A 19,897-nucleotide genomic window follows, 5' to 3' on the forward strand; every position below is an offset into this window, starting at 1 on the left:
CTACTTATTATTCAGCCTAAATTGAGCCGCCCCCACAACGTTAACGTTCAAGCTATTCGTGGATAGTATCTTTACTTTTGTCCCCTCCGAAGCACCAGCTGTTGTTCCCAATGCTCGCAGCACCAAATACCTTCCTCTCTTAATTTTCAAAAGCCTCGATTGCTTAAACTCTACATCCACCGCTGTCTTGGTTTGCGATGTTGCAATACTATTCAATACCGCCGAGCTCTTCACGTTCACGTAATCCTTAAAAAGCGTATCAATAGCTACTTTATTTTCATCAAGCATATAGGCATTCAGCTTAAAATCAGCCGGAAACCCATTATATAGCGTTAGCATTACCTTAAAAATATCAATATCCTTATTATTGCCGATATCGTAAAAGTTGTACTTAATTGTATCGCACAAAACTACATTTTTTAGCAGCACCTGCATCGGCAAATCCATATATCCTTTAATAATTATCTTATCCCCACGCTCAACTCTGTTGGTAACTACCTCTCCCTTAGGGTTAGATACAACATTGCCGCTAAAGTTAATATATTCGGGAAACCTAGAAAGCACGGTAATCAAGTTAGTCGTGCTCTCGAACGTTGCAAACGACTTTACCTCCTTGGGCACTATGGTAGCCCCCTTACGGATAAACGTTGCTTCGGGGAATCCGGATATGTGATATGTCTGATTCTTGGCATACGCCGAGATGTCGGAGCACCTATACTCAAAGGGTACATCTATCCCATTTTCAAACTCCAGCCTCACCACTGGCGCCTCTATCAGGGCCTCCTCGCTCTCAAATATTTTCTTGCCGTAGTTCAGATCTATCTTCCCCATGCTTAGGTTATACAGCTTGCGCCCTAAATACCCTACCGTTGCCTTCGACTTCATTTTGGTTAGGCTGAATTTTAACATAACCGTATCCCACACAGGCCTTTTATCAACCTTTGTAAGGCTAAAGGAGAGCGAAAACTTTACCTTATTCAACGAGGAGGTTCGGATAACGGCGTCATTTAGCCAGACGGTTTTCTTTCTTATCGTGGGACTCAAGGTTGCCTCGTAGCGGCGCCCGTTGCCCATAGTAATATCGTCCGAAGATATGGTTAGCGCCCCATTCGAGCTTACCACCATATTGGTAAGCAGCTCAAGGGTCAGCTGGCCATCCTCCAGCTCCACGCTTTCAATTATCTGATCGGGACTGGTAAGCGATAGCGGAAAGTTGACATCCATATTTCCTTTCAGAGGATACCCTACGGGTAAGTTTACAGGTATCGGCAGCAGGCTTACCTTTTGCTGCTGATCCTCAACCTTACCCACAAAATCGTCGTAGGTAATGGTTGCCAGGGTCTGCTTGTAGTAGAGATGCACCAGCTTATTCTCGTCGGCCCTTACAATCGGATTTCCGGTGGTGTCGTCTGGGAAAAGCTGAGCGATGGACATTGTCCCCTCGGCAATAGGAATGGCAACGCTAGGGTTTAGCGCCACATCTACACCCACCTTACTAAAATCGTACGCGTCATCAATACACGACGAAAGCAGCAGCGCGCAAATAAGCCCCGACACTGCTCTACGTTGCCGTCTATGCAACCAAACACAACAATGCTTCATAACTCTACAGTTCAACGAACTACAGCCACCTTGCATTTCCCATTAGTCGAAATCCCATAGACCTTTATAAAGTACAAACCATTACCAAATGGACTTAAATCAACTATCTTATGATCTTCTATAAATCCGTTGTACAAAACTCGTCCCGATAGATCGGCAACGCTTAGGTTAAACCGCCCGCTCTCCTTACAAACAACATCAATAACCCCATCGCTGGTGCTATTTACCTGCCTGCAATCAATACCGATTGTCCGCTTATTCTTCTCGGCGAGCAAATCTTTACCAGCCTGCGCAGATAAGGCTCCTATTGCCGAGAGCTTACCTGCCCCCCAGATGTTATCTGTCGCACGATCCATCAATCCTGTTTGCGGATCGCGTATGGCCCCCTTTGCGAGCAGCAGCTTCACCTCTTCGGGTGTCAGCTTCGGATTTTGCTGCAGCAGCAGGGCCACGGCTCCCGTAACCATTGGCGAGGCCATCGATGTTCCCTGCATCAAACCGAATATGTACGAGCGGCCTTGGTGCGTAAGCGCCTTTACGGCATTAGTCGAGTTAACGTTGTAGCCAGTGCAAAAGGAGTTGAGTGCAGCAACCACCCCGTTGCCGGGTGCGGTTATTTCTGGCTTTATTCTGCCATCAACCGTTGGACCTCTACTCGAGAATGGGGCAATAAGCCCTACCCGCGTAAAGTAGGACACCTCAATTCTAGAGTTGGATAGGTTGCGATAGGTGTTTTTGGAGGTATAGGCGCCAACGCTGATTATGCGCTTACCGGTACCCCCTATTTCGCCAACCGATGTCGAGACATTCCCTTCGGCATAGCCCGCCAACCCCATATTATTAAAGTTGGAGGCGTCGCCGTAGGCGTCGTTCCAGAAGTTAACCTGATGCTTATCCCTGCTAGGCGATGTTACCACCATCCTCAGCGAAGCGCCTGTTGGGTTATTGGCATAAATAGTTATCCGAGGACGGCCGTTTACTGCCGCTGCAGACGATGCGTAGATGGAGATTGATGCATTGTAGCCCTCTGTACCCTTCAGTACTGTACCGTAAAACTGATTGTCCGAAGTACAAATCCGATCTGTCTTGGCGATGTCTGTTCCCGTTACCTTGTTAAAAAGCGACAGCTGAATGCAGTAGTTCTTATTCACCTCGCCCCACGAGTCAACGCTGGTAGCACCCCAGCCTCCTAACCCTACAAATGTTCGGTACAGGGTGTCGTTGGCCGTAAAGTTTAACCCCAAATGGAGCTTTCGCATGCCCTCGTTCCCTGCCGCCCCAACAAGGATACGCCCCTCGCCAACCAGCTTATCGCACGCCTGGTCAAAAAGGGAGGTTCCGTCATGTGGCCCCATGTGAAAGCCAAGGCTAAGGTTAACAACCGCGGGCTTGCCCAGCTGCGAGGCCTTATCGAATATGTACTTCACCCCATCTAGCACCCCGCTCAACGAGGTGGACATGTACTCCTCCTCGGTGCTAGGGCCCTTGTAGGCAACTAAGATGATATCGGATTTAGGGGCAATGCCCACAAATGGAGCGGCTGCCGTTCCTGCCGCCGCTATAGAAAGGACGTGGGTGCCATGAGTGCCGTATGGCGTGTCTGTATGCGCATTTTTTATTTGGTTAGACGAGGTTAGCTCCGCCCCATACCCAAAACCGTTGGGTGGTGTCCCCGAAACATTCTGATCCCATACCGATAAAATTCGCGATTGTCCAAGGCTATCCTCAAAGCTGGGATGCGTATAGTCAAAACCACCATCAACAACACCGACAACCACGTTCTTACCGTTGTAACCCGAAAGGGATATGGCATTAAAGAGCTTGCGGTTTGCCTTAACCAAGATGGCAGCGGTATCGAGCTTCGGACGGATAGGCATATCCGCCTCAAAGTATACAACCCCGCTAAGAGCCGATAGCTTTTCTAGATTTTCGAGGGGAACTGATAGCGTCCAGATATCATCTATTTGGCTGCCGATAGAAATACCGATGGCTAACAGCTCCGATTGCCGTATCGCTGCCAAATCTACTTTTGCGATTCCATTTACAACAACTTTCCCTGAAGCCTTTTCTAAGATAAACGCCTTAGCGTATTGCGCCTTTTCGGCGACTCCGCGCTGCTGCAGCACCATCATCGACGAGGGTGAAAGGTTAGGAATAACAGGCCTACTTTCACTTACCGATTGACTATAAACGCTAATAACTCCAAGAGTGGTAAATCCAATCACACCTAAAGCACGCCTTACAGCACGCCCGACTGGGTTTATTTGTTGGTCCATCCTAACTGTTTTTTAAGCTACCTCACCAAAATATTCCTCAAGTTAAGGCGATTAAGCTGAAAAGTCAACAGTTTAAGCTAACAGACTGCACAAACAGTAAAAAAACAGGAAAAAGAAATAAAAAAAAGGTATCACAACACACGTACCACCTGCAAAAAGTTGGCAAATGTTGCCAAACTCTACGCTACCAATCACGAACAACCTTAACACATCCCTAGAGCAGATGCTTAGTAATTCGCAATTGGGGTGATACCCATATCGTGATACCTTTCTTATACAGCCCCTTCGACTACTCTTCGAAGGTATAATCCGACTGATTAAATCGTTCTAGAATAGATTTGTCGTTAATCTCCTTTGATAGTGAGGTAATAACGTTGAATGGAACTTCAAAGAGGTCTAGCACCAGCAAACCATCTATGCAGTCGTTAAAAAGAGGATCAACGTTTAATCCCACTATCTTACCTCCAAGATTCAGGTACTTCTTCAGCAATACAGGCATACGGTAATCCTCCGGCTCCACATCGCTAATAAACTTATCAATCTTGTTGATATCAGCATCGGCCTGCTCTATAATAATCTCAGAGTCAATATTGTCAAACTTAACCTTATACTTGTTACGCGGAGTAACCATCTTGGCAAACTCATAGTCAAAGTGGTTTTCCTTAAGGAAGTTCACAATTAGCTTCTTCGAGAAGGAGGAGTACCTATTGCTAATACTTACTGGTCCAATGAGGTAACGATACTCCGGATGCTTTAACAGGAAGTAGAGAATACCCTTCCAAAGCAAAAACAGGGGCAACGGCTTACGCTGATAATCGGATACGATAAAAGAACGGCCCAGCTCTATGCTTTGACTGAGAGTAGGGGCAAACTCGTCGCTAATCTTAAATAGCGTTTGGATATAAAACCCTTTCTTGCCGTAACGATCCAATATCTCCTGCCCCTTACCTACCCGGTAAGCACCTACAATACGGTTTTCGTCATCGTCCCAAATAAAGAGCTGGTTGTAGTATAGGTCAAATTCGTCGATGTCAATCTTCTGGTTTGTTCCCTCACCTACTTCACGGAAGGTTACCTCGCGCAAGCGCCCTATCTCGGTAATGATGTTAGGCATCTCTACCGAAGGTGCACAAATAACCGAATAGTTTTTGTTGGTAAAAAGGAGGTAATCCTTCTTCAGGTTACGTACCTCTTCCTCTACAATGTTCGGCTCAACTGGCGCAATAATATCCTCCACAACCGTCTTCTTCGGAATACGGGGTTTGAAGAACTTTTTCACCTCGCTATCGGTAATCGGAGAGCTAAGTGCATAGGTTTTCGCACGTAGGTAGCGGCCATACCTGGCAATATCGCCATCGGCAAACGTCTTTTGTTCGGCTACGGTTATCGGTGTGCCAATACGTATCTTAATTGTCTTATTCTTCTTGTTTAGCAGCTCGGATGGAAGCTTTACGGTACGCAGCATCGGATGCACCATCCCCAACAGGTGGAACAGGTTGGAGTTGGATCCATGAAAGTAAACAGGAACAACTGGCACTTCGGCCCCCTTTATTAGCTTCAGGATCGAATCGTTCCACTGCTTATCGGCCACGTTAAATAAGCTTTGGTTGAATGCAGATACCTCCCCTGCCGGGAAAATACCCAAACCATGCCCATCTTTAACATGCTTAATGGCGCTCTTAATACCCGCAAGACTCGAGTTGATAGACTTCTTACTCTCAAAAGGATTTACAGGGAGACAGAAATCTTCGATCGGCTTAATCTTCTGAAGCAAAAAGTTTACCATCACCTTAAAGTCGGGACGTTGCTCTAGGATTAATAGCATTAGCAAAATCCCATCTATACCTCCAAATGGATGGTTCGATACGGTGATAAAACCACCTTGTGGAATCCTTTTTAGCTCTTCTGGGTTTATTTCGTATTTGAGATCCAGCTCATCAAGCAGGCATTTTATAAAGTCAAGCCCCGTATTATTACCAATCTTCGAATAAATGTCATTTACCTTATTGAAACCAAGCACAAACATAAGCAGCTTAGCAATCCCTTCACCACCAATCCCTTGAAGATTGGTTGCCTTCATTAAGTCTTCTTCTTTTACAAGTTTCATAATGGGTGTATTATAATTTGTCGAAAATAGCAGAATTTTCGAATGCCTAACCTCACTGCACCATTAAAATACCATTTCCTAAAAATGAATTTTCGTATACCACAGCAATCATGCGCATCCGTATTTTGTGATCTGCTGGTAAAAACTAACTTTGGATGCGGATTACCATCAACCAAGCAGGCTGGCTACTACTTGAGGGGACAATCACTTGCATATTACAACAACGAAAAAGAACGCGTAATGGGTTACCGGAGGATGATTCCCGAACCTGTTATACCAACCATGTATTCACTTTGATAAAAACTATATTCGTATGAAAAAATTGGTTTCTGTGGTGCTGCTGTCGTTACTTGCAGCTGCTGGTTTTGCGGGGAAGTACAAACCAACTACCGACGATGTAAACACGTTTCTAAAAAACACCACCTACGTGGTAATGGAAGGCAACCCAATGAGCGCCTACAATATGAAGATGAAGGAGATTATGGAGAAAAACTGGACGGTTACCAAGTTCGAGTACATCTCTGCATCTCAATTCGAGCAAATGCGCAAAGAGCGCGACAAGTCCTTCTTAGTGCTTGTTGCCTTTAAGTTTCCCGACGAGAATGTTTCGATAAACTACACGCACCTTTGTGCGCTAAACGGATCGGCAACCAGCAAGGTTACCGACATGCCCGAGGTTATAGGCGTGCCAATGGCCTACGCCAAAGCCGACGAGGCGTCGTTCGTTTACAAGGTAGAGGGCGTTGTTCGCTTTATGCAGCAGCATATCCTAGCCATGAAGGCCAACCCTGCTATCCTAAAAAACGACATGCTCGAACCTTACAGCGACAATGCACCCAAGATTAAGGAAAAGGAGCTTTGGCTCACCGAAAAAGACTTGACAAAGGAGCTTCGCGATATTACCGTTCAACGCAAGTACTACCCATTCCCGCTAAAGGTTGTAACCCCCGAAGATATCGAGCAGGCAATTGCCGATGGCAACGACAACGTTCTTTTCGTGCATAAGGTTGGTCCAGAAGGACAGCGCATGCAGGAGCGCGTTTACAAAATGGTGTTTGGAGCAAAAGATGGAATGCTTTACTACTACGACATGCACCGCATTTCGGGTTCAAAAACAGACGGCCTACTAGAGTCCGATCTTAAAAAGATGGCCAAGAAGTAGCCATAGCCTAGCACCAAAAAGCATTTGCTGTATATTGAGCTAATTAGGCTCAACGTCAGCATCGTTCCGAATTCGTTTTATATTTTTGTTCACTTACAACCAACTCGAAACACAATGAAAAAAATTGTAACCTTACTGTTTGTAGCAACGCTATCGGTAACGGCATTCTCGCAAGGAAAGAAGCCGCTACCTTCCGATATCGACCGTTTTTTTAAGTCAACCACCAGCGTGCTGCTATTCAACGAGAATAAATTTTTGGATCTTACGGTAAAGGAGAACATCCAAAAGTACTGGAAGGTAACACCGGTAAAGTATATCGGATTCACGGAGTTTGAAGACATGAGAACGGATGCCAAAAACTCGTTCCTAGGAATTAGCGAGGTAACCTACAGCAACGATAAGAGCGAAAAGCCCTACTACTTTTTAACCCTTTCGGTAGGTGGCAATGCCGGCTCCTATGCCGAAATGCCCGACCTTGGCTTCATCCCTTTTAGCACCACCATCGACGATGCTGATGAGAATACCTACATGCTGCCAATCCTGCTTGAGTTCCTACAAAAGCACGTAGACAACCTAAAAAGGAATCCAAAAGTCGTAGATGAAAGCCTTCGCTACTACAACAAAAACGTAGCCGAGCTCGAGAATAAGACCATCCTTATTTGCAAGGACGATGTTACTTCGGGCGTTAGCGAAGAGCGCATGAACAAAAAGGTAAAAAATGACGTGCGCTTCGTATCTCGCGAAGAGATCATCAAAGCAGTAGAGGAACGCCGCCCAAACACGGTAGTCTCCTTTTTGGTTTACCCTAAAGGTGATGGCTACGCCCGCTGCTACAAGATGCTTTTCGGTACCGACGATGCAAAGCTCTACTTCTACGGCTACCACAAGGCAAACGCCCTTCAAAGAGGCGGCTTCACCCGTTGGGATATCGAACGAATTGCCAGATACTAGATATGAGGTGTAAGATTTGCGATGTGAGACATGAGAACCCATCACATATCGCATATCACAAATCGCATATCGCTTTTGTAAAGTCTAATATCTAACAACAATATGTCCGACGACAAAAAGATTATCTTCTCGATGGTTGGGGTGAGCAAAGTTCTCCCCAACAACAATAAAAAGATCTTAAACAACATTTACCTATCGTTCTTTTACGGAGCCAAAATCGGTATCATCGGTTTAAACGGTTCGGGTAAATCTACCCTACTACGCATCATTGCTGGACTAGACAAGTCTATCCAAGGTGATGTGGTGTTCTCGCCTGGCTACAGCGTAGGCTACCTCGAGCAGGAGCCTCAGCTCGACGAGAGCAAAACCGTTAAGGATATCGTAATGGAGGGTGTACAGCCCGTTGTGGATCTGCTTAAGGAGTATGAAGAGGTAAACGCCAAGTTTATGGAGCCCATGAGCGACGATGAGATGAACAAGCTTATCGAACGCCAAGGCGAGCTAACCGAACAGATCGACCACGTAAACGGATGGGAGCTCGACAGCATGCTAGAGCGCGCCATGGACGCCCTTCGCTGCCCCGAACCCGACCAGGTGGTTGGCGTACTATCAGGAGGCGAACGCCGCCGTGTGGCCCTTTGCCGCCTGCTGCTTCAGCAACCCGACGTGCTGCTGCTCGATGAGCCGACCAACCACCTTGATGCCGAAAGTATCCAGTGGCTCGAAATGCACCTACAGCAGTACAAGGGTACCGTTATTGCCGTTACCCACGACCGCTACTTCCTCGATAACGCTGCGGGATGGATCCTTGAACTCGACCGTGGAGAAGGTATTCCATGGAAGGGCAACTACAGCAGCTGGCTAGAACAAAAGAGCAAGCGCCTAGAGCAGGAGGAAAAAACGGAAAGCAAGCGCCGTAAAACCCTCGAACGCGAGCTCGAATGGGTACGTATGGCTCCCAAAGCACGTCAGGCAAAGAGCAAGGCGCGCCTTTCGGCCTACGACAAGCTGCTTAACGAGGATAGCAAGGAGAAGGAAGAAAAGCTGGAGATATTTATCCCCAACGGCCCCCGCTTGGGCAACCACGTTATCGACGTGCAGGGCGTAAGCAAGGCCTATGGAGACAAGGTGCTATTCGAAAACCTGAACTTCTCGCTTCCACCAGCAGGTATTGTTGGGGTTATCGGTCCGAATGGGGTAGGAAAAACTACGCTATTTAAGCTTATCATGGGACTTGAAACCCCAGATAGCGGAACCTTCTCGGTTGGAGACACCGTAAAGGTGGGATATGCCGACCAGCTGCACAAAAGCATCGACCAGGAGAAGAGCGTATACAACGTAATCTCCGAAGGAAACGAGCTGATGATGCTTGGCGGAAAGTCAATCAACGCCCGAGCCTACGTATCGCGCTTTAACTTCGGTGGCGCCGATCAGGAAAAGCTGGTTAAGAACCTTTCGGGAGGTGAGCGCAACCGCCTACACCTTGCGCTAACGCTTAAAGAGGAGGCAAACGTGCTGCTACTCGACGAGCCTACCAACGACATCGACGTGAATACGCTACGTGCGCTAGAGGAAGGCCTAGAAGGCTTCGCTGGCTGCGCTGTGGTAATCTCGCACGACCGCTGGTTCCTCGACCGTATCGCCACGCACATTTTGGCCTTCGAGGGCGACTCGCAGGTGGTGTTCTTCGAAGGGGGCTACACCGACTACGAGGAGAACAAGAAGAAGCGCCTTGGCGATGTAACACCCCACCGCGTGAAGTACAAAAAGCTCATTAAAGAGTAACCTATAAAAATAGCCTGGCTAAAAAGCAGTATCGTGATACTTTTCAGCCAGGCTATTTGCTTTTTATATCCCCGCAAATCCATCCTCTGCAGCTATACTAATTGCCACAAACGGAAGATTGCAAGCCGCGCTTTCTTTAGCATCCCCCAAAAAAACAAGTGTTACCCCCTTGTGGAGAGCAACACCTGCCTTGAATGAATTAATTTAAGGCTCTTGTCTTCGCAGATGGGGAACCCTATTCAAATAACACTAAACTTTTATATTCTAATAGTCGATGATCGAGCTTCGTCATACGCGCAAGGTCCTGCCTCTATGCGGCCAGCTGCAAATGGCTCCCCAAATCCTCCCTACGGGCTAACTTGGAGCATAAAACACGCCACCAGCCTACTTTTTACCCTCACGCTTCTTCTTTTCGTCTTCGATGGCCTGCTTGTGCAGCGTCTCGCGCGTCTTAAGCCCAGCCTTGTAGCGCGTAATAACGCTATTTACCTCGTTGGCAAACGCCACCAGCTCGGGTGTCGACTCAAACTCCAGCTTGTTATTCACAAAGCGAACAAGCTTACCGATGCTTTCGCCAAGCGGGATGGATGCCTCAAAGGTAGACTCAGCCATCTTGTCGGCTTGGCTTCCGGTACGCTTTGCCAAGGCCTGCTTTACCATCTGCTGCCCATCTCTGATATCCTGCACCCAAATATCCCCCTGTATGATGGTTATGCTCTTCTTTAAATCGGGATTCTTGTCTATCTCATTTAGCAGGTTGTCCACCACGGCCGTTTCCTGAGCATGTGGCAGGTAGGCAATCCCCTCGTCGAACTTCCGAAAAGCTTGCAGCACCAGCCTACCGGCATTCTGCCAGGCCGGATCGAGGCGCGATGCACCGCGGGTAGCCGTCGATTTCAACCCACCCAAGCCGCCATCGCGCATGTCGTCGCCAGCCACCAGCTCGGCAGCAAACTCCGGATGCCCAATTCCTTGGGTTGTTTTTACTAGATTATTATAACAGGTGTCAACGGATTCGAGCAAATCCTTATAGACAGGCTTGTCTTTAAAATACTTGGTTGCGGCAGTAAGAAACTCGTCCGCAAATGCTTGTTTTTCCTCTAAGAGAAGCTTTCGGTATCTTAAATCTTCTATCATAATCGAGATAGTTGGTTAGACTCCGATAAAAATAGAAAACAATCATTAACATTCAATTGCTATTGTTATATTTTTTTCACACTCAAATTTCATTTTTTACCATAAAACAACCAAAACATCCCGTCAAAACGGTCCTTAAGGGCAACAACACCCGCAGCATCCAGCCAAAGCAGCAGCACCCAAATTAACCTACAAGCCAAGCACCTAAAAAGGAACAAACGCCCAACAAAGCACCCTACAAATACCTCCAATACCGTTTTAGGGGGATTTATGCACAGGCTACCCCACCCCTAGGCGTCCAAATCTTGGCTCGTTGGATGGCGAATAGAGCCTCTGCTCGCTTTTTAGCCATTCGTCACCAGACGAATGGCCTTCAAAAAGCTTTAATTAGCTTTCAACAGGTGTTGAATGGATTTCTAAAAGCTTTATTTAACTTTCAACAGGTGACGAATGGCTTTTCAATAACTTTGATTAACATTCAACCGGTGATGAATGGGTTTTCATTAAGTTTAGATAACATTCGACACCCGTCGAATACCCAACGCACCCAAGTACCGAGCTGTAAGGGGCTACAAAGGCGCTTTTCGAAAGCACCAGCGACCATTCGGTGGGCGCCGACAGCCTCAGAAAGGGCCTACGCACCGCATCGGCAGGTGGTAAGTGCCAAGCGTGCGCAGCCATCCCCAAACAAAAAGGGAGGCTGCTCCGAAGAACAGCCTCCCGCTATCGTTTAAGCTACGGCCTCACCATAAAAAGGCTCCGTTTGCCACCATCAGGCCATACTTGTAGCCCAAAACTAGGCGTCTGGCAGCGCTGCCAACATCCACCCTTTAGGGATTATCAAAAATCAGCAATACCGAAGACGCCACAGCTGACCGCAAGTGGGGCTGCTAGTGCTTCCCCATGCCCGAATCCTCCTTGCAGCAGGCGGGCAGCTTGTCGTAGGCCTTGGCATCGCGCTTCACCTCGTCGGCATCGTAGCCCAGCTTGGCAATGGCCGCTCTAATCTTGTCGACGCTGGTTTTGGAGGCATCAAACTGCACCCACACGGTTTTGTTGTCCACATTCACCTTCAAATCCTTCACCCCCTTTTCGAAGGGGATGTTCTTCATTATGCGCTTTTCGCACATCGAGCACTGAATGGTTGTTTTGATGGTGGCGGTCTCCACCTTTGCCTGAGCGGCGGCAACGATCACCATCAGCACGGCCGCCATCATTCCTAAAATTCGTTTCATATTCGTCTGTTTTTATGATTCTGATACAACATCTTTCTTTTTGCAAGATAGGGATCATCCGCTAATTTCGGGAGATGGTCCAGCGCAGCCCGCCATAAATCTTGCGGCCCATCAGCGGTCCCCAAATAATCGACGAGTCGAAGTAGGGCCCAAATGGGGCGTCGGCACCCACAATGGCGTGCATCTGGCGGTAGTCGAGAATGTTTTCGACGCCCACGTACAGGTCTACCGTTCTAAATTTTTTGGTAACCTGCGCAAAGAGCATCGGGTACACGGGCGAGTAGTCGCCCATACGGTACTTTTCGGGAAAGCCGCTCATGTCGGGGAGCTTGCTCCTACCGTTTAGCTGGGCGGTAAAGTCGAACTTCCACTTGTCGAAGCGCGTGGCGTACGACAGGTTGGCCAACGCCCTGTACTTGCCCACCAGCGGCTTATCCTCCAAAACCCCGTTGATGGTTTGCTTCACATCGTTAAAGCGGTAGGCCAGGTAAACCTCAAACCGCTCCAATGGCTCGGCCCTCAAATCGACCTGAAAGCTGTTGGAGTACGATTTGCCGGCCAGGTTGTAGAAGTAGACGTGGCTGGCGTCGCGCTCCATATCCACCACCAGCTGGTTCTGGAAGTCGGTGCGGTAGTAATCTACGCTAATAGACGCCGGGCGGCCTCCCCATAGCTTAAACTCCTTGGTTAGGTTGATGCCGTAGTTCCAAGCACGCTCCATCCCGATATCCTCCAAGAAGGTAACCTCCCTCGAACTGGCCAAAACGCCCAGATTTTCCGAAAGCGGATTGGGAGAATGGAAGCCTTTGCCTGCCGAGGCCCTTAGCGATAGGCTAGGCATGATGGCATACTTTAGGTGGAGCCGTGGGGTGAAGAGCCACCCGTAACGGGAGCTATGGTCGCCCCTTGCGCCTACAATAACGTTCAACTTTTCGCCCAGCGAGTAGGTGTACTGGGCAAAAATCCCCGGAACAACCTCCCTTTTATCAAACGAGCGGCTGTCTAAATCGGTACGAATATCGTCGTACGAGAAGCTAACGCCTGCCACATACTTGTGGTTGGTATTTCCGATGATGGATTGAAAAAGGAAGTTGGCGTAAGCGCTGTTCTGCTGCGCATCGTAGTTCCTTAGCCCAAAAAATCCATCCTGATTGTAGTGCGTAAAGCTGGTAACCACGCCAATACTCTGGTAGGGCTTTCCGGCAAAGGGGATGCCGGTCTTATTGAACACCGAGAAGCTCTCGTTGGCAATATGCGTTCCCCAAATAGCCGACGATCCCTTATCGGCCAAGCCGAATCCGAGCTGGCCACCCGTACGCTCGTCTCTTAGATACTTAAAACCAGTACGCGACTCGAGCTTTTCGCCCATGTAGTTTAGCCGTCCAAATAGGTTGGCCTGCCTAGCCAGAGGCATATCCATAAAGCCATCGCTGTTATGATCCTTTTCGGCAAAATTTCCGGAGAGATGCACCAGCCCCATGGCGCTCCACCTCTCGTTTAGCTTTCCTCCACCATCTACGTTTAGCTCAAAACGGCTGTCCGAATCGCCGTAAAGGTTCACAAAAAGCGGATCGGTGCTCTCGGGTTTCTTGTACTCCACGTTAACCTGCCCCGTTATAGATTCGTAGCCGTTAACCACCGAGCTGGCCCCCTTCGAAACCTGAATGGACTGCATCCAAGAGCCAGGCACCGCACCTAAACCGTAAGCGGCAGGCACGCCTCGCATCAGCGATATGTTCTCCTCTAGCATTTGGCTGTAAATACCGGCTAAGCCCAGCATTTCGACCTGCTTGGCGCCAGTTACCGCATCGGAGTAGCCAACCGTAACCGAAGCGCTGTTCTCGAAGCTCTCGGCAAGGTTGCAGCAGGCCAGCTTTTGGAGGCCGCTTTGGGTAATCACCTCCACCTTTACGGGGTTTAGCTTGGAGATAAAGCTGCCGCCAGTACGTGCCCGAACGGTAACCCCCTCCATTGCTACGCCTGCCTCGTTAAGCAGCACCTCCATAGGCTTCGACGAGGATGAAACCGCCACCGTATCGTTGCGGTAGCCCACAAAGCTTACCACCAACTTCTTTCCTACCTTCGATTGGGGCAGCTTAAACGTCCCCTTCGCATCGGAGGTAACCCCTTTGGTTGTCCCCAACCAAACTACGCTAGCACCCGGCAGTGGCGTTTTAGCGCCATCGGGTCCAACTCCATAAACCACCCCCACAGCGTTTGATCCCTGAGAGTGGGCGCTTCCCCAAGCAAGCAAAAGGAAGCCTAAAAGCATTATATTCTTCATTTTTTCGATTCATCTATTATGAGACATAGGGCGAGGCACTGCGCTTAACGCTCGGCAGCAGCCCGCTTTGGGTTGATCCTGTACCAAATTCTGGCCTCGAAACGAAACGCCAGCAACAGGTGCAGAAAAGCGCATTGTAGCATCATGCCACAACGGCTAAAAGCCGTAAGACTTAAAATAGATGAATCACAGACGCAGCTGACGGGTTATACCGAAAATTATATCGGTACCCGAGAGTATACGCTTATCAGGCGGGATATCGTCTCTCCAGCAACCATAAGCGGTAGGAGGAGCAACAGCTACTAGAGTAAAAACAGAATGAGTAAAAAGCCTCTGCATAGAACCGCCATCATCCAGCACACGCTTAGGACTAAACGAGTAGTCATCAACGCTAAGAATTTTGGATGATAAGCTGCAGCACCCTTCCTCGTTAACCGATTCGGATGGATTAGAAAGTTTGCCAGCAGTAGGCGCATCGGAGCAGCAGCAAGACGAGAGCTCGTTTATGGAAACAGAGCTTTTCTGCATACCCTCGCACGAAGAGAAATAGGCAACATAGCTTCCTGAAGCAAGAAGCGCGATTACAGCAAAAAGAGTTGCTGCAAAAATTCGCTGTATATGTTGTATTTTTCTCATTGCGCCAAATATAACACTCCTTGCCAACATTTGTTGCCCAATTATAACTTTTAAGCTAGCCTAAGCCTAAAATATATGCTTGAGAGCCCCTCGGCATCATAACGAATAGTACAGATACCAAAAAGCCTCCCAGCATTGCTGTGGGAGGCCTATAATGGAAAAGAAATAATCCTAAATCTTATTTTTATTTAGCAGCTTAAACAGCTCCCCAAAGATTAAGACTACAGCACCAGCAGCGGCAGCCACCAGCCATCCCTGTAGGTTGATATAGGTATTGCCAAATGCAGTTTGAAGCACGGGCACGGCAGTTGTTGTCCACACTACCAGCATCCCAATTATGCTAGAAACGATTAGCGGCTTATTGGTAAGAGGATTCATGGTAAACGCCGAAGCATTAAGCGAACGGTTGTTTAAGCTATTGAATAGGCGTGCAAAGATTAGGGTTAGGAAGAATAGCGTTTGTGATTCTACAAGTCCTAATCCGTAAACCTTATGAGCAAAGTAGTAAACTCCAAAAGTTACGATAGCAATAACAACGCCTAACGTCATAATACGAAGCAACCCTTTACCCGAAATGATACCTTCGGCCACCTTGCGAGGTTTACGTCCCATAATACCCGCTTCTGTAGGCTCTAAGCTTATTGCAATAGCAATAAGTCCATCCATAATAAAGTTTATAAACAGAATTTGAACAGGCGTCATTGGGAGCTCTAATCCAAAGGCAAACGCTAGCATTAGGGCAAAAACGGTTCCCGCATTACCGCTAAGTAGGAAAATAAGGAACTTCTTAATGTTCTCAAAAATGGTACGACCTTCTTCGACCGCAGAAACAATGGTAACAAAGTTGTCATCGGTAAGAATCATATCAGCAGCTTCCTTACTTACATCGGTACCAGTTATACCCATTGCCACACCAATGTTAGCCTTCTTAAGTGCTGGAGCATCGTTTACTCCATCCCCAGTCATGGCGGCAACGTTACCTTGGTTCATCAACGACTCCACAATACGAAGCTTATGCTCTGGAGCAATACGAGCAAACACTGAAGCCTCATTCACCGCCTTATCAAGTTCAGACTGGCTCATGTTAGCAACCTCTACACCTGAATAAACCTGCGAGTCCCTATCAGCAATCTTCAACTCCTTGGCAATTGCAAACGCGGTTGCCTTATGGTCGCCTGTGATCATTATGGTACGAATACCTGCCTTCTTACAGGTTGCAATGGCAGGTTTCACCTCCTCACGTGGAGGATCAATCATAGCCACAAAACCAGCAAGGGTTAAATCTTTCAATATCGATTCGTCGAGCGCTACATCGTCGGCCACAAAAGAGTAGGCTACCGCAATAACACGTAATGCCTGCGAAGCAAACTCGTCGGTAACCTTCAGAATATTTGTTTCGATATCGGAGGTAATTGTAACAGCACCAGCGCTAGTATCAACCTTCGAACATTTACCTAGTATCACCTCAAAAGCGCCCTTAAGGACAATCAGTTTCCCGGCATCCGTCTTATGGGCCGTCGCCATATATTTTTTATCGGACGAAAAAGGAATCTCCTCTACACGAGGGTTATTACGCTCGACAGCAATCGTATCTATATGCGCCTTCTTTGCCGCTGTAACAATTGCACCTTCGGTTGGATCGCCAAGCACGTCCCACCCCTCCTCTGTAAGCTTCAGCTCGGCATCGCTACATAGGATTCCATAGGTAAGCACCTTCGAAAGAATCGCGTTATCGACATGGGTTACTTTGCTTCCCTTGTGCTTAACTGCACCTTCGGGCGAATACCCACTACCATCTACATCAAAAACTAAGCTGTCAGCAAATACCTTGCGGATAGTCATTTCATCCTTAGTTAGCGTTCCCGTTTTATCGGTACAGATAACGTTAACGGCACCCAAGGTTTCCACTGCAGGAAGCTTACGAATAAGCGCCTGGCGCTTAACCATTCGCTTTACGCCCAAAGCCAAACCTATGGTTACCACCGCAGGCAATGCTTCTGGGATGATAGCAACCGCTAGCGCAACAGCCCAAATAAAGGCATCGAGAATGGTACCTCCATTAAAGATATAAGAGAATGTAGATAGCGCCAATGCCACCACAATGGCAATAATGCCTATTTGGCTTCCCAGCTTATCCAAGTTCTTTTGAAGAGGCGTCTGCTCCGTTTTTGTATTTTGAAGTAAAGACGCTATTTTCCCAAACTCCGTATTAGCCCCAGTTCCTACAACTATTCCTTTCCCTCTTCCATGCGAAATTGAAGTCCCCATAAAGAGAAGATTCTTTCTATCACCAAGAGGAACATTATCACCTTCAATAGCGGCAGTCATCTTCTCTACCGCCAAAGATTCTCCCGTAAGAGCAGCTTCCTCTACCTGTAGGTTATTACTCTCGATAATACGGATATCGGCGGGAACCTTGTTTCCGTAATTCACCACCACAATATCGCCAGGCACCAAATCTGACGCCGGAATTTCGGTTGTTTCTCCATCACGAATAACAGTTGCTGACGGAGATGCCATGCGACGAAGCGCCTCCAGCGCCTTACCTGCCTGAAACTCCTGCAGCGTACCAAGCACTGCAGCAAGAATTACTATGATAAAAATAGAAATAGACTCGACCTGCTTACCTAGTATCAACGAAATTGTAGCCGAAACTAGTAGCACTATAATTAGCACATTGATAAACTGCGAAGCAAGTATTGACAACAACGAAGCCTTCTCCTCTGCAGCCAGCTCGTTCTTGCCATAATCCTCCAATCTCCGAGCAGCCTCATCTCTAGTTAACCCCTTTTCCTGAGTTTTCAAATCGGATAGCACATCGGAAACTTCCACGGTGTGCCATTGCTTAAGATGTTTTTCTGTTCCCATTTATTTACGCATTAGCATTACTTTACACGTTGACTTGAGTTCGTTATAAAAGTAAGCAATAGCGAGCATATTTTTTACATGCAACCATCTTTTTGACAAGAGATAGGAGATGTGATATTTGATTTTTAGCCATTAAACAGAAAAAGGCCACCTTAAGGTGGCCTTTCTTATATCATCAGGTTAAATCTACTTGCTGCTATCGTATTTGCTATTAAGACCCTTTACTACATCGCTAGTAATATCTAAGGCCTTATTTCCAACAAGTACAGGTCCACCATATAGAGTCGTACTAATAATCATAGAATACCCTTTAGTCTTGTTGTACTCTTGCAGAAATTCAACAATTTTAGCATGGATATTACGAAGAGCCACCTGTTGTTCTTCGGCTAGCTGCATGCGGTATTGGTTCTCTTGCTGAGAAAGCGACTGCTGCTTTTGTTGTAATTTCCCTTGCATATCTTCTGCCTGAGAGCGGGTAATTAACCCCTTTTGAGCCTTATCTTGGAAATCTACAGCTTCACGTTGAAAGCTCTGTACCTTCGAACCAAAATCAGCTTCGATTTTCTTTGTTTTATCTTCTAGTTTCTTATTTAAATCTGTAGCCATATCATATTTAGCCACAAGAGTATCAATATTTACGTAAGCAATGGTGCCACCATTCGAACCTGCAGGAGCTACGACTTGTGGTTCTGAGCTACCACCCTTAACGAAGAAAAGTACGTAAAGCGCCACAACGGCTACTGAAATGATCACATAAAAAATTAAAGCTCCTTTTTTCATACAGTTTAGATTTTCGTGTTTGATGCAAATATATACGAATTTCTTTACGCTATACCGCTTTACTCCAAAAAATAGGCTCTTTTAGAAGGCTAGAATTCTGGACAAGGAACAGCTTTCCACCTTTTTCGACCAACGGTGCTAAATTCGTAAGTAATAGAAATCTCGTGAGCACCGCCAGAGTCTACTCCAAAATTGGACAAAGTAAGATCGTAACTATATCCTATATTAAAATTAGGAACCTTAATACCAATAAGAAAGGCTAAAGCATCAGTCCCAAAATCGCTTTTAACAACGGGGATACCACGATACCATACTCCAACCATTAGGGGCTGCTTATACCAGTATAGCCCCACATCAAATTGCTTATGGCTAGCCTGCTGCTTATAGTTAAAAGCAGCCGTAACGCTCTCACGAACGGTACGCATGTAGTATCCTTTAATTACAAAACGGTAGCCTCCATGAACTGAAAACTTCATAGGCAGCCGATCCTCCTGCCCCAACAAACTCCTATCTGGACGAAGCATATGGTCTGCAGCAACCCCCATCCAAACATTGTTACCAACAAGCAACGCAGATGCTGAAAAGTCTAACTCCCTATTCGACATCTTTCCATTTAAATTTGTGGTTGATGATGTAGGGCCTCCAGGGATCATTTCGTCTACAAATTTGGCTCCAGACATATCAACTGAGCGCTGAGAGTAGTAAAATCCCGCTCCAGGTCTTACATACCATTCATAGGTAATAGGAATATTGTATGAATACAGCAAACCGACAGATGTCGTTGCTAAATTCAAGGCTCCAGCTCCATCCCTCATAGCAATAAGGCCTAAGCCGCTTTTAATGTTGTAAAAATAGTGATCGAGCGAAATATTATAGGTATTGAACGGCTTGGCAATTCCATTCCACTGATTTCTAAAACTCGCAGAAACCCTCGAATCTTTTACCGCCCCAGCAAAAGAGGGCGATAAGTAGAGCGTGTTGGCGTAAAACTGCGTAAACTGAGGATCCTGTGCCTTTGAAAGCATTGCTCCACAAAGCAACACTACCAATAATAAAAATCTTTTAAAACTCATA

Annotated in this window: 14 protein-coding genes; 4 read left to right on the forward strand and 10 right to left on the reverse strand. The window is 47.1% G+C overall.

The window, feature by feature from the left end; genetic code table 11:
- From L990_RS16710 to L990_RS16720, 3 genes are all read right to left on the reverse strand, one after another.
- Complete coding sequence (locus L990_RS16710; RefSeq protein ID WP_156121658.1) at window positions 1-1,602, reverse strand: hypothetical protein; 1,602 nt, start codon at window positions 1,600-1,602, stop codon at window positions 1-3.
- Between the two features lie 11 nt (window positions 1,603-1,613).
- Entirely contained in the window at window positions 1,614-3,878 is a 2,265-nt protein-coding gene (locus tag L990_RS16715) for a S8 family peptidase (protein ID WP_047451807.1), read from the reverse strand.
- A 289-nt stretch (window positions 3,879-4,167) separates the two neighbouring features.
- Window positions 4,168-5,985: a lysophospholipid acyltransferase family protein gene (locus L990_RS16720; protein ID WP_047451809.1), complete on the reverse strand. Its 1,818-nt coding sequence runs from the start codon at window positions 5,983-5,985 to the stop codon at window positions 4,168-4,170.
- An 84-nt stretch (window positions 5,986-6,069) separates the two neighbouring features.
- Here L990_RS16720 and L990_RS16725 point away from each other — a divergent pair, with 84 nt between their 5' ends.
- The 4 genes from L990_RS16725 to ettA all read left to right on the forward strand — a co-directional run bounded on the left by L990_RS16725 (window position 6,070) and on the right by ettA (window position 9,883).
- Window positions 6,070-6,282, forward strand: a complete 213-nt coding sequence (locus tag L990_RS16725) for a hypothetical protein (RefSeq protein WP_156121659.1) — start codon at window positions 6,070-6,072, stop codon at window positions 6,280-6,282.
- Between the two features lie 16 nt (window positions 6,283-6,298).
- Window positions 6,299-7,147 carry a hypothetical protein gene (locus L990_RS16730; protein ID WP_047451813.1) on the forward strand — a complete coding sequence of 283 codons (849 nt, stop codon included), beginning with the start codon at window positions 6,299-6,301 and terminating at the stop codon, window positions 7,145-7,147.
- 114 nt (window positions 7,148-7,261) lie between these two features.
- Window positions 7,262-8,098 carry a hypothetical protein gene (locus L990_RS16735; protein WP_047451816.1) on the forward strand — a complete coding sequence of 279 codons (837 nt, stop codon included), beginning with the start codon at window positions 7,262-7,264 and terminating at the stop codon, window positions 8,096-8,098.
- Between the two features lie 102 nt (window positions 8,099-8,200).
- Window positions 8,201-9,883 (forward strand): energy-dependent translational throttle protein EttA, encoded by a 1,683-nt coding sequence (ettA, locus tag L990_RS16740; protein ID WP_047451818.1) that lies wholly within the window; start codon window positions 8,201-8,203, stop codon window positions 9,881-9,883.
- Between the two features lie 384 nt (window positions 9,884-10,267).
- Here the strand turns inward: ettA and L990_RS16745 are convergent, their stop codons facing one another.
- The 7 genes from L990_RS16745 to L990_RS16780 form a co-directional block, all read right to left on the reverse strand.
- A complete protein-coding gene (locus tag L990_RS16745) occupies window positions 10,268-11,020 on the reverse strand; it encodes a DUF6261 family protein (protein ID WP_047451820.1) in 753 nt (250 codons plus the stop codon).
- A gap of 890 nt (window positions 11,021-11,910) precedes the next feature.
- Complete coding sequence (locus L990_RS16755; RefSeq protein ID WP_047451823.1) at window positions 11,911-12,255, reverse strand: heavy-metal-associated domain-containing protein; 345 nt, start codon at window positions 12,253-12,255, stop codon at window positions 11,911-11,913.
- Window positions 12,256-12,316: 61 nt separating this feature from the next.
- A complete protein-coding gene (locus tag L990_RS16760; RefSeq protein ID WP_052181105.1) occupies window positions 12,317-14,539 on the reverse strand; it encodes a TonB-dependent receptor in 2,223 nt (740 codons plus the stop codon).
- 186 nt (window positions 14,540-14,725) lie between these two features.
- A complete protein-coding gene (locus L990_RS16765) occupies window positions 14,726-15,175 on the reverse strand; it encodes a hypothetical protein (protein WP_047451825.1) in 450 nt (149 codons plus the stop codon).
- Between the two features lie 171 nt (window positions 15,176-15,346).
- A complete protein-coding gene (locus L990_RS16770) occupies window positions 15,347-18,043 on the reverse strand; it encodes a cation-translocating P-type ATPase (RefSeq protein ID WP_047451826.1) in 2,697 nt (898 codons plus the stop codon).
- 186 nt (window positions 18,044-18,229) lie between these two features.
- Window positions 18,230-18,823, reverse strand: a complete 594-nt coding sequence (locus tag L990_RS16775) for an OmpH family outer membrane protein (RefSeq protein ID WP_052181106.1) — start codon at window positions 18,821-18,823, stop codon at window positions 18,230-18,232.
- A gap of 89 nt (window positions 18,824-18,912) precedes the next feature.
- The gene (locus L990_RS16780; protein WP_081981770.1) at window positions 18,913-19,896 is read right to left on the reverse strand and encodes a type IX secretion system membrane protein PorP/SprF; all 984 of its coding nucleotides are present in this window, start codon (window positions 19,894-19,896) and stop codon (window positions 18,913-18,915) included.
- Between the last annotated feature and the right edge of the window lies 1 nt (window position 19,897).

The organism is Alistipes sp. ZOR0009 (assembly GCF_000798815.1).
In the GTDB taxonomy this organism is placed as follows: domain Bacteria; phylum Bacteroidota; class Bacteroidia; order Bacteroidales; family ZOR0009; genus Acetobacteroides.

Excerpts from the sequence above, each read along its gene's own strand:
- L990_RS16710 (WP_156121658.1), bottom strand. The coding sequence starts at position 1,602 with ATGAAGCATTGTTGTGTTTGGTTGCATAGACGGCAACGTAGAGCAGTG.
- L990_RS16715 (WP_047451807.1), bottom strand. The coding sequence starts at position 3,878 with ATGGACCAACAAATAAACCCAGTCGGGCGTGCTGTAAGGCGTGCTTTA.
- L990_RS16720 (WP_047451809.1), bottom strand. The coding sequence starts at position 5,985 with ATGAAACTTGTAAAAGAAGAAGACTTAATGAAGGCAACCAATCTTCAA.
- L990_RS16725 (WP_156121659.1), top strand. The coding sequence starts at position 6,070 with ATGAATTTTCGTATACCACAGCAATCATGCGCATCCGTATTTTGTGAT.
- L990_RS16730 (WP_047451813.1), top strand. The coding sequence starts at position 6,299 with ATGAAAAAATTGGTTTCTGTGGTGCTGCTGTCGTTACTTGCAGCTGCT.
- L990_RS16735 (WP_047451816.1), top strand. The coding sequence starts at position 7,262 with ATGAAAAAAATTGTAACCTTACTGTTTGTAGCAACGCTATCGGTAACG.
- ettA (WP_047451818.1), top strand. The coding sequence starts at position 8,201 with ATGTCCGACGACAAAAAGATTATCTTCTCGATGGTTGGGGTGAGCAAA.
- L990_RS16745 (WP_047451820.1), bottom strand. The coding sequence starts at position 11,020 with ATGATAGAAGATTTAAGATACCGAAAGCTTCTCTTAGAGGAAAAACAA.
- L990_RS16755 (WP_047451823.1), bottom strand. The coding sequence starts at position 12,255 with ATGAAACGAATTTTAGGAATGATGGCGGCCGTGCTGATGGTGATCGTT.
- L990_RS16760 (WP_052181105.1), bottom strand. The coding sequence starts at position 14,539 with ATGAAGAATATAATGCTTTTAGGCTTCCTTTTGCTTGCTTGGGGAAGC.
- L990_RS16765 (WP_047451825.1), bottom strand. The coding sequence starts at position 15,175 with ATGAGAAAAATACAACATATACAGCGAATTTTTGCAGCAACTCTTTTT.
- L990_RS16770 (WP_047451826.1), bottom strand. The coding sequence starts at position 18,043 with ATGGGAACAGAAAAACATCTTAAGCAATGGCACACCGTGGAAGTTTCC.
- L990_RS16775 (WP_052181106.1), bottom strand. The coding sequence starts at position 18,823 with ATGAAAAAAGGAGCTTTAATTTTTTATGTGATCATTTCAGTAGCCGTT.
- L990_RS16780 (WP_081981770.1), bottom strand. The coding sequence starts at position 19,896 with ATGAGTTTTAAAAGATTTTTATTATTGGTAGTGTTGCTTTGTGGAGCA.